Raw genomic sequence first — 9,258 nt, 5'->3', positions numbered from 1 at the left:
AATTGATTCGGGAATCCAATAAATCGAGGTGAAATCAACAATCTGCCAAAGTAGTGCTAGGGCGCGGACTCATAACGCGCAGCCAGCCCTGTCCAGACGCAACGCTTCCGGGCAGGCCCCGGTTGGACACTTACCGAGTAGAAGGGGACCGACAATTTCCGCTGAAACCGTCCCAACGGACACCTTCTTGCCTTTGCTTTCGGTGCTATGATTGGGCACCAACGGCAGTGCAACATCTGGGTTTGGGGGTCCTATTGGCGATTAAAGGAGAGCCGGGACTTCAACGCGAAGCTCTCGTCAGCGAGCTGGCCCTGGACCGTGCCGAGCGGTTGGCCAATCTGCTGGCCTCCATAGTTGAATCTAGCGACGACGTGATCGTTAGCAAGAATCTGGACGGCATTATTACAAGTTGGAATAAGGGGGCTGAGCGCATCTTCGGCTATTCGGCCGCCGAGGCGATCGGCCAGCCTATCACACTTGTGATCCCGGAGGACCGACAAAGCGAAGAACGCGAGATTTTAACCCGCATCCGACGAGGTGAGCGCCTCGACCATTTTGAGACTGTTCGCCGACGTAGGGATGGTAGCTCAATCGTCGTTTCGCTGACCGTTTCTCCTGTCAAAGATGCCCACGGCAACATCATTGGCGCATCTAAGATTGCTAGAGATATTACCGAGCACAAGCGAGCTCAGGAGCAGATTCGCATTCTGGCTCGCGAGGCGGAGCACCGAAGCAAGAACATCCTCGCGAACGTACAGGCAATCATCAATCTTTCTCAGTCCGACACCTCCGAGCGCCTCAAGGAAGTGATCAGCGGGCGCATCCAAGCGATGGCAAATGTTCACTCGCTGTTTGTTGAAACGCGGTGGATAGGAGCCGAGGTCTCGGCGATCGCCAAGCAAGAGCTCGCCCCTTATCTCCAAGAAGGCCAAGACAAGCGGATTGTGATGGAGGGTCTGCAAATTGTATTAGAACCCACCGCTGCACAGGCGATTGCTGTGGTTTTGCATGAATTAGCGACCAACGCTGCCAAGTATGGAGCGCTGTCTAACGCGAAAGGCTGGATTGGATTGGATTGGTCGCGAGCCGAGGATGGACAGCTAATGCTCCGCTGGACCGAATTGGGCGGTCCGAGGGTAAATGCGCCCGAACGCAAGGGCTTTGGTAGCCGCCTCATCGAAGGAACGATCACCCCACTTGGCGGCAAGGTGCATTTTGACTGGCGCGCGGAAGGGCTAGTTTGCGAAATCGCCGTTCCGACGTAAAACCCAATCGAGCTTGGCTTCGCTGCTCTCACGACATATTGCGCTGCCCCAAGAACTTGGTCGCTATAGGAGCAAAGCAGACGTAGTCACCAGTCACATGACGCCGCCGGGTTTATAGGTACACGGCCTAGGACAGCACCCGATAAACCTTCGCGCGTTGAGCCGCTCGATCCTCGAACAGGAGAAGCCGCCAACTGAGGCGGCCTTTATTTGGTGAGATGGAGGGCGATCTTCTCGGCTTCGATTTTCTCGACCATCGCGCCGATTGCGGCGACTGTCTGTGCATCAGTTACCTTCGCAAGCAAGCCTTTCAGGTGGTTGATCCGTCTATCTAGCTCCACGCAATGTTCGCACATGCTTGCCATCCACGGTGGGAGGCGTGAACAAGGACTCGCAGTCACCGGCAAAGGCCAAATGTTGTAACGGTGATGGCGATCAACCGGCCTATGCCGGCAAATGTTCCTGAAACCGCTGAGCGGATTACTCAGGCAGTGGCAATCCGGGCGATCTCAGCCACTCGCTCACGTGCGAGCCGGTTTCGGCTTGCCAGGCTTTGCGGAGCTTTTCTTGGCGCTCCATTCCTGGGGGGAGGGATTTGGCCTCTTCACGGAGGCGTTTTGCTATTTCGGCTAAACGTTCTTCAAGGGACTGTATTTGTTTGAAACGGCGGCGGCGCTGCATGACAACACCTCGTCTTACGGGTCCTAACCGCAGGGTTTGAGTTTTCCGATTCCTAAGATGCGGATCCCGACAAGTTGGTTCCATCTGGAGGAACAACGGTGGTGGGCTATCGTATGTGGCTCGCGAACACTCAGTTCGCAATGAAAATCGAACACTAGACCGCCAACTGAGGCGGCCTTACGCTGGTTTTTCAGCCCGAATATGCAGAACGTAGAGCGTGTTCTGAAACTCGTCGGCCACTTCCATCCGCCAGTCTCGGCCCGGTACTAGGTTCCCGTCAATGCCCTGTAGTATCTGTCCGGCGGTGACAGTGGCCTCCTTCCACGCGGCATGCTTGTCCGGGAGGTCCTCGCCCACGCGGTCGATCTCGGTGCGCTCGTGCGTAATGTGAAAGAAATATCTCGGCATGCGCGGTAATGCGGTACGTCAGGCTCACGTTCCAATCGGGCCGAAAAGCGTGCTCATTCAGCGGGGGCTGAATAGGGTAGTTCGAAAATAACATCGAAAGATCAAAAGGTTGCCCGCGCCTGGGAGACTAGGGTCGGAGGTTCAAATCCTCTCGCTTTGCAGGACGCGCTTCTCGGGACACCGGCCTCGACAGCCTCCGAGCCGGGGCGAATTTCAAGGGCCTTCTTAAAAGCTTTCTCTTGCGGTGTACGTCACCGCCTCAATCTTGTTTCCATCGAGGTCGCGTACGAAGGCACCAAAATAATTCGCGTTGTAATTGTCTCGGATGCCGGGAGTCCCTTCGTCAACGCCTCCAAGCGCAAGTGCGGTCGCGTGGAAGCTCTCACTGTCTCGCGATCCGGTGCTTGAAAAGCTACGTGAGTGCCATTTCCTGCCGTTGCCCGAAGCCCGTCTATCGGGGTTTCGATACTGAAAATGATATCCGAGGCGCCGTAGTGGAGCGAACGGTCCGAGTGTTTGAGGAGCCGCAGTCCGAGAAGGGACATCAGCGGATCGTAGAAAGCTCTTGCGCTGTTGACATCGTTACTGCCGAGCGAGACGTGATGGATCATCTGGTCACCGTTTGAGGCAATACCGTCGCTTCAATCTTTCGGTCGTGGTCTCTGCGGCATAATGGATACGCCCGAAGTCGGCTTCGTCCTTTGCGGTGACATGAAGCCTCCAGGTCACGTCTCGGGCCTCGCCAGCGACGCATTCGACCTCGACAGAAACCGCATGCTCGCCGCCCGGGAAGCTCCGAATCTGCTGAAGCGCCATAAGCTCCAAGTCGGTCTTCGAGATCGATGTTCTTGCCACCGCAGCCTCCTCCCGCCGCCCCGTCCTTTCATCGGCAATCACTCGGCCAACCGACCGCGCGCGGAGATGTTCCTCGGGCGCTTGAAGGCCGCTCGTGCGGTCAGCTCCCTCAAGACTTGTCGAAACGCGAATGTCGCTGAGGACGGCTTTTCGTACGCTCGATATCGCGGCCACGTTCTTTGCCGCTGGGGCGCACCCACACAAAGATCGCTCGATAAGTCAGCTTTTCTCACAGTATTCATCCGGAGCTGTAGTTACACGGACTGGCGACGCCGGCGATCTCAACGGCAGGCGATGTGGCGAAGATGCAGCGAAGAAGATTGCGAATTCGACGAATGCAGGTCGGTATCAGCCTGCAGCGGAAGTGCGCAGTCTTCAGGCCGCGGCTTGGCTGACTGTGCGGATACGAAAACGGCGAAACAGGTGATCGCAAACATCAGCCGAGCACCTGCGAGCGGCCAGCAACCGCGCTCGCACAATATGCGCGGGTGAGCGCCAGACGGATGGCTCTCTACGACGCGCAAAGCGGACATTCACCGTCAGCGGCTTCACCTAGCTGCCGACCAATCTCGCCCATAAGAGCCCGCGGGTCCCAGTTCGTGCCGTCACTCTTGACGACTCTCTTCGCGCGCTCGAAAGCATGGCTCTCGGCCGCATCATCCCCTATGCGGATGGTCACTTGAGAATGGAAGGGGCAGACCGCGATTGCACGGGTCGTCTCTAGAGCAAAGCGCACGGTCGCGCGGAGATCATCGGCGTAATTTTCGGCGGACACGTTAGCCTCCTGTCGCACATCGCCTGCGAGATCAACACACAGTCAGGGGCGGATAGGCAGTTAAGGCGAGGCCCGGTGCGCCTAGGAGCCCAGGGCCTCATAACCTCAGAAGCCTGACAATAGGTTGTTCGGCTACGCGTCCAGTCTGTCCGACATGGCAGGATATCGCTTTGACGCTGCGCAAAGCCCCTCGGACCAGCCCGGCCCACTTGCGGCGGTACGGAGGGGACAGTTGCGGGGCCGAGCGGTCCGACGGGCTGGCGCCGTGAGGAGGCGCCACGCAATTGGAGGCTAGTCCCAGTCGGCGATATCGCTCTGTTCACTTGTGACCCGGAATAGGTATTTGTAATGTTCCCGCACTGGAACATCGAGGCCGCAGATGAAAGACATGCAGGCCCAACTGGAGAAGCTACAGCGAGACGCCGCTGAGTGCGCCCTTATTCGCGACTTGGCGACGGACCCCAAAAAGCGCGAACTGTTTGCCAAACTGGCTGAACACCTTGCGGTGCTCGCATCCGCAGTAGAGCAGGCTATCGGTGAGAGCACGGCAGCGACATCGCTCCTGATCTGCCGCCCAAGCCGTAAAAATGTGGACGCCAGCTTGACCGAGTTGCCCTAAGCTCCATCTCGTAATCAGGCATCGAATGCCTATTTTTCCTGAATGCGTTCATTTGAGTTTTGCCTTCCCAGCAGAGGCGTGGCGGTCCCTAGCGGGCCGGATTGGCTTCATGAAGTAAAGTATGACGGCTACCGTCTTCGCCTTGAGCGCGAGGGCCACCGGGTACGCCTGATCACGCGCGGCGGGTACAACTGGGCCAGTCGCTATCCTTGGATCGTCGAGGCCGCGCGCAAGGTCCGCCAGAAGCATTTCGTCCTCGATGGCGAAGCAGTCGTGCTCGGCGTCGATGGCATCTCCGATTTCAACGCACTTCACTCGCGCAAGCGCGACCACGAAGTGCAGTTCTGCGCCTTCGATATTCTCGCCGAAGGCGGCGACGATCACCGCAGGCTCTCGTTGTCGATGCGGAAGACGAACTTGGAGCGCCTGCTGGCGCGGCGTCCTGAAGGCGTTTTCGTTAATCCCTTTGAGCGTGGCGAGCTTGGACCTGACCTATTCCGCGCCGCGTGCAACATGGGTCTTGAAGGATTGGTATCGAAGCGTCGCGACCAGCCTGATCAGGCGGGCCGGAGCAAGCATTGGGTAAAGGTAAAAAAACGCAGTCACCCCGCGATGGAGCGGGAGCTGTGAGGTCGCGAACAAACAAGTTGGCAGGCACTAGCATGTTGCACGCAAGCAACTCTTCTCTTGTTCCATGATTTGCACCGTGGTTTCGGCTTCACACGATAAGCCTGACCTGCGTAGATAATCTGCGCTAAAAATTGGCTGGTAATATTGTGATCGGCGGGGAAGAAGCCACGCGCATCCGGCGCCTACAGAAAGACCGTCTGTAGATGGTCTTTCTGTAACGCGCGGCCGTTCGTATTAGTCACGCAGGAAAATATTTTGGGCTTTCTCGCGAAGCCTAAGCCGCTACATTCATACTATTGCGATCTCATATTTTATGATGGGGCCGACTATGTTGGACGACGAATTTAATAGGCAACGTGCGAAAATATTACGTGAACTCGCAGAGCAAGCCGACCCATTCATCAAAAAGCGCCTTTTGAATTTAGTGCAGCGCTACGAACCCAGGCGGCAGCCAACGCCCGTGGACGAGCGGTTTGCAACCCGCGGAGATAACGTCGATAGATAGGCGGCCGTGGCGAGGCCGATCCGTTTCCCCTGACACAAAGCAGAAAGGCCCCGACGATGTCGCACGTCGTCGCCCTTCACGATCATCAGGCCGGTTACGTCCGCCGTGCCTGCTGATCCAAACAGAAACTGACCACCACCGTCTCGACCAAAGGCCAAGTGATATTGCCCAGGGCGATCCGAGACAGCGGCAGTGGCCGGCCAGAACGAAACTGACCACGGAGAACGCCCCCGAGGGCGAACTTGCAACCGCGCCCGGCTCGTCAGCAGCCGACGCCAGAGCAGACGTGGTGGGGATGCGGCCAAATGAACGCGAATGACCCGTTGCAGACATCAAGACAACACTTCGGCCGGCGTAACGACCTGCCAATTGCAATCTTTAGCTGTGCATGTTCAAACCAATTGAATACATTGTAGAGCCACTAGCAGAGTAACTTGTATTCTCGCGGTTCGATTTCCGTAGCCTAACAACTGGTTGAAGGACATGGGAGATGCGCTCGGGCTCGGCGGGTTGGGTATCACTATTGGTCGTGGTACTTCCATCCATATGTTGTGAAGAAGCGATGGGAGGAGATCCGACGACTTTCGATTTCAACTATTTCGAGTCCTTGCCGCGAAAAGAGATTGTAGCGCCGCGCAAACGTATCTGAACAGTCGCTTTCCTGCGGGTTCAGATCTTCAAGTTTTGCAGAAAGAGCTGGTTTCCGCTGGCGCGAGATGCGCGAGGGGAGTCGGGCGGCGCGGCGTGTACTACGAATGTGATTACGAACGATGGGCTGGAGTGCCGCTGGTCACAATGGAATGGAAGATAATATTGCGTCCGGATGCAGTGAGAAGAGGCTGCAAGAGATATCAGTAAACCGTGCACTGACGGGGCTTTAGAACGCGCTGTCCGCTCCTGGCCCCAAGCAGCCACTGGAGAACGTCCGCTATTCCGCCGCTTATCAGGGGCAAGCGGACATCTGATCTGAGGCCATTTGCAAGTGCGCCCGCCCAACGATCCGGCAATCATTGGGCATCACCACAACAATTGCCCTTGAATGCCCAGCCATGTGGCGCAGGCCACAGGTCCATCATTCGCAAATCGGTTTGCTCTCCGTAGGCTAGGAGGCATGACACCATTCTTCCGACGAAAATCACCCATGGAAAAGCTTGAAGCCGAACTGGCCTCGCTGCGCACGCGCGCCGCAGCCTTGAATAGCCGCCATTCCGCTGCGGAAGCGGCCCACGATGACGCCAAAGCGAAACTCCAGCGTCACCACCTCGATGCCGATCTTGATGCCGATGACAAGGCCCGCGCGAAGTTGGAGACGGCGGTCGCCGCCTGCGCTGTGACCCGCGACGGTTACGCGAATGCGCTCGTGGAGGTGCAGGCGAAGATTACCGATGCCGAGCAGAAGCTCGCAGCAGAACGCGCTACTGTCGAACGCAAGGCCGCAAGCGAAAAGCTGGCCAGTGATCTCGATGCCGTCGAGCGGGCGCTGCCGGATTATCTGGCGGCTGGCAAGCGCTTTGCCGACGCCCTGGAGAAACTTCACTTCCACCATGAGAGCGGCGCAATGGTCCGCTTTATCTGCAACACCGCGACGCAGGTCGAAGTCGCTGCCGGTTTTGCGCTCGTGGAGCTGCGCGGCATGGTGGTCGCGGTCCGCGAGGGCGTTGCGCCTATCCCGGCAGCCCAGCCGGTCACCACTTCGGTCCCGATTGCTGAGCCGTCGCCGCCGACGCAAATGATCTTCATGATGAAGTCTGCAAATTTCCGCGATCACGACGGCCGCATCCGTTTCGCCAAGCAATTTGAAGATGCAACCATGCCGGTGACGACTGCGCAGCGTGCTCTGCGCATGGGTGTGGCGGTCTTGGTGACGGATCCGAAGCGCGCTCGGCTCCGTGGTACGCGCGGCGGCGACTTCAATCCGCGCGCGCCCGATGTCATCGATCTCGATGTCGTCGAGGAGCCCAAGAACCTGCCGCACTTCGATCCTGTGCCGCGCTCAGCGAACTTCACTCCGCTCCCCGCCGCGGAACCGCGCACGATCCTGATTGACGTTCCGCGTTCGTGAATAAGCTTTCGCGGAGTCGGTGGAAGGCGGCCAGCTCATCGGACGCGATGAGCTGGCCGCAGGAGTTCCGGCATGAATGATGACAACATGAGCTTTGGCGACGAGCACGACGAATACGACGATCTGCTCGCCGAGATCGGTCGCACCGAGTGCGAGGACGAGCGGATTGCAATTCATGGAGCCGGTCACGCCGTGGCAGCGCGCTTGCTCGGCAAGCCGCTCGGCGGAGCGACAATCAATCCCGATCAGAACGGGAAGTACGGCGGTCTCGTGTGGGGGCCGCGCCACAGCGTTGCCTTCGGCAGCGATGACGACGCTGCTGATGTGCCGGAGCTGTGCGGCCAATTGCGGGACCTCATGCCCCAGGATGGCGAGGTTCGCGGCGATGCCGCAGATACGTACTTGCACGTGCTCGACCGTTGCATTGAGCTGGGCGCGGCATCTGTCGCGGAACGTATGCTTCTGCCAGGTGAGCCCGTGCCCTCCGTTAGTGACGTTGAGCAAGCAGTTGCGCTCGCGACATTGGTCTGCAAGTCGGCAGAGGCTGTCGAGCGGTTCCTGTCGTTCTGCGAGCAGCAGGCGCACGATCTGCTGCGCCCACACGGCCCAATCATCATGGCCCTGAGCATCGTGCTGAAAATTCGCCAGACCTTAACGGGCGCGGAGATCGACGACGTTATCGCAACGACGGTCGCGGGTCTACAATTGGCGGCCGAGCGCCGACGGCGCGCCGAGTGGCGCAAGGGCGAGCTGGCGGCCGAGCGCTTTCGCGCCGCATGTGATTACCTCAATGCCGTGCGGCTGCCATCATCTGCACAAAATCGGGTGCAGTAATCGGCGACATCTGGATCAGAGGGCACGGCGGATGTAACCGGCCTGATAATCTTGAAGGGCCCCGACGTGCAAAGCGTCGGGGCCATTTGTTGTGGTCGAACGTAGCCGTCTTTCCCTCGTTCCCTTAATGTCGCCGCTGCGCGTATATGGCGAGGAGACCCACTTGCCTCGCCCCGATCCGCCGATTGGATTTGTCAGCGCCAGAATTGTGCAGGATGTTGTAGGCATGTTGGTATCTTATCCCTAGACGCCGAGCAATTTCCGCAGTGGTCGGGCCGTCGCCCGCCAAAGGTCGTACTCGATCTGAGGTGGTCATTTCGGTCCGACCATAATCGGCGGCGGCTCGACCGTGCTCAGGTCCATTTCCATTGCGGATTGTTCTTCGGACAGCCGCCTTTCGAGGTAGTGCCGTTCGGCCTCACTTAACTCAGTTTCGAGCAGGCGCCGATATCGATCAATATTGTTCCTATGGGTACGTAAACGAGCAATTCGTTCTTCGGTCATCGTCGATCTCTCCGACGGACGTGGTCGCAATTACTTGGGATCGGCGTTGAGGTACTGGACGTCGTAGGTATCCCATTCCGTGGAAGCAGAGGGATTATTTTGACAACCTCGTGGTGAAAA

At 58.2% G+C, this 9,258-nt stretch carries 10 protein-coding genes; 5 read left to right on the top strand and 5 right to left on the bottom strand.

Going from position 1 to position 9,258, the window contains the following annotated elements:
• Positions 1–254 precede the first annotated feature (254 nt).
• On the top strand, positions 255–1,265 hold the full coding sequence (locus WN73_RS05970; protein ID WP_231166531.1) for a PAS domain S-box protein: 1,011 nt from the start codon (positions 255–257) through the stop codon (positions 1,263–1,265).
• A gap of 206 nt (positions 1,266–1,471) precedes the next feature.
• Here WN73_RS05970 and WN73_RS05965 read toward each other — a convergent pair whose 3' ends face one another.
• The 4 genes from WN73_RS05965 to WN73_RS05950 all read right to left on the bottom strand — a co-directional run bounded on the left by WN73_RS05965 (position 1,472) and on the right by WN73_RS05950 (position 3,984).
• On the bottom strand, positions 1,472–1,621 hold the full coding sequence (locus WN73_RS05965; RefSeq protein ID WP_156149849.1) for a hypothetical protein: 150 nt from the start codon (positions 1,619–1,621) through the stop codon (positions 1,472–1,474).
• Between the two features lie 124 nt (positions 1,622–1,745).
• On the bottom strand, positions 1,746–1,946 hold the full coding sequence (locus WN73_RS05960) for a hypothetical protein (protein ID WP_074076794.1): 201 nt from the start codon (positions 1,944–1,946) through the stop codon (positions 1,746–1,748).
• 177 nt (positions 1,947–2,123) lie between these two features.
• A complete protein-coding gene (locus WN73_RS05955) occupies positions 2,124–2,354 on the bottom strand; it encodes a DUF6894 family protein (protein WP_011090434.1) in 231 nt (76 codons plus the stop codon).
• 1,366 nt (positions 2,355–3,720) lie between these two features.
• On the bottom strand, positions 3,721–3,984 hold the full coding sequence (locus WN73_RS05950) for a hypothetical protein (protein WP_028176062.1): 264 nt from the start codon (positions 3,982–3,984) through the stop codon (positions 3,721–3,723).
• Between the two features lie 379 nt (positions 3,985–4,363).
• Between WN73_RS05950 and WN73_RS05945 the strand changes: the two genes are divergently transcribed.
• The 4 genes from WN73_RS05945 (at position 4,364) to WN73_RS05930 (ending at position 8,634) form a co-directional block, all read left to right on the top strand.
• The gene (locus WN73_RS05945; protein WP_038967817.1) at positions 4,364–4,603 is read left to right on the top strand and encodes a hypothetical protein; all 240 of its coding nucleotides are present in this window, start codon (positions 4,364–4,366) and stop codon (positions 4,601–4,603) included.
• A 78-nt stretch (positions 4,604–4,681) separates the two neighbouring features.
• On the top strand, positions 4,682–5,233 hold the full coding sequence (locus tag WN73_RS05940) for an ATP-dependent DNA ligase (RefSeq protein WP_311997709.1): 552 nt from the start codon (positions 4,682–4,684) through the stop codon (positions 5,231–5,233).
• A gap of 1,646 nt (positions 5,234–6,879) precedes the next feature.
• Positions 6,880–7,800 carry a hypothetical protein gene (locus WN73_RS05935; RefSeq protein ID WP_074076795.1) on the top strand — a complete coding sequence of 307 codons (921 nt, stop codon included), beginning with the start codon at positions 6,880–6,882 and terminating at the stop codon, positions 7,798–7,800.
• Positions 7,801–7,872: 72 nt separating this feature from the next.
• Entirely contained in the window at positions 7,873–8,634 is a 762-nt protein-coding gene (locus WN73_RS05930) for a hypothetical protein (RefSeq protein WP_166465999.1), read from the top strand.
• Between the two features lie 312 nt (positions 8,635–8,946).
• On the opposite strand, the gene WN73_RS05925 is transcribed toward WN73_RS05930, so the two are convergent.
• On the bottom strand, positions 8,947–9,138 hold the full coding sequence (locus WN73_RS05925) for a hypothetical protein (RefSeq protein ID WP_011090426.1): 192 nt from the start codon (positions 9,136–9,138) through the stop codon (positions 8,947–8,949).
• Positions 9,139–9,258 lie beyond the last annotated feature (120 nt).

This window comes from Bradyrhizobium sp. CCBAU 45394 (assembly GCF_028128655.1).
Taxonomy (GTDB): Bacteria; Pseudomonadota; Alphaproteobacteria; order Rhizobiales; family Xanthobacteraceae; genus Bradyrhizobium; species Bradyrhizobium diazoefficiens.
The sequence above is the reverse complement of the archived record's forward strand: the minus strand, read 5'-3'. Positions and strand labels throughout refer to the sequence as shown.

Coding starts and splice junctions, on each gene's coding strand:
- WN73_RS05965 (WP_156149849.1), bottom strand. CDS start 1,621: ATGTGCGAACATTGCGTGGAGCTAGATAGACGGATCAACCACCTGAAA.
- WN73_RS05960 (WP_074076794.1), bottom strand. CDS start 1,946: ATGCAGCGCCGCCGCCGTTTCAAACAAATACAGTCCCTTGAAGAACGT.
- WN73_RS05955 (WP_011090434.1), bottom strand. CDS start 2,354: ATGCCGAGATATTTCTTTCACATTACGCACGAGCGCACCGAGATCGAC.
- WN73_RS05945 (WP_038967817.1), top strand. CDS start 4,364: ATGAAAGACATGCAGGCCCAACTGGAGAAGCTACAGCGAGACGCCGCT.
- WN73_RS05935 (WP_074076795.1), top strand. CDS start 6,880: ATGGAAAAGCTTGAAGCCGAACTGGCCTCGCTGCGCACGCGCGCCGCA.
- WN73_RS05930 (WP_166465999.1), top strand. CDS start 7,873: ATGAATGATGACAACATGAGCTTTGGCGACGAGCACGACGAATACGAC.
- WN73_RS05925 (WP_011090426.1), bottom strand. CDS start 9,138: ATGACCGAAGAACGAATTGCTCGTTTACGTACCCATAGGAACAATATT.